This is a genomic window from Achromobacter sp. Marseille-Q0513, from assembly GCF_018195695.1.
GTDB lineage: Bacteria > Pseudomonadota > Gammaproteobacteria > Burkholderiales > Burkholderiaceae_B > Achromobacter.
Genome location: NZ_JAGTJY010000534.1, coordinates 1 through 446 on the forward strand (window position 1 = coordinate 1; position 446 = coordinate 446).

The window sequence follows — 446 nt, forward strand, 5'->3', positions numbered from 1 at the left end:
GTTCGTCTGGTTTGCCAGCAAGAAGCGGTTTTCGCGCTCGCCGTTCCGGTTGCTCGCGCTGATCAGATACTTGTCGAAGGCGATGTACTGCGGGCTGTAGGTAAAGCACAGCCGCTGCGCGTCGTTGACGAAGGTCCGTACCGTTTCCTTGCCGCGCTCCAACTCGCCCAGGTCCCAGTCGGGTGCATGGACGGTGATCTCCGTGGGAACCGGAGGCGGCGGGGGATCGACGGGATTCGTCACGAGCCGGCAGCTCCCCGCGCTGCCTTTGCTGATGTAGACCGCCCCCGAGCTATCAACTGCAAATAGATCTAATCCATCGAACACGTTCGCCGCATATACGGAAACGGCAGGCCATTTTGCCAGGCTGCTTTTGGATATGTTTACCACGATGCTAGCTTTGAAGGCTCTGTAGTTGTTCCAGCCAGACAGGGGACGCACCGTAC

The 446-nt window shown here is 59.0% G+C and carries 1 pseudogene; it reads right to left on the reverse strand.

The window, feature by feature from the left end:
• Positions 1-243 (reverse strand): annotated as a pseudogene (locus KDH83_RS31640) (hypothetical protein); the annotation flags it as partial.
• Positions 244-446: the final 203 nt, after the last annotated feature.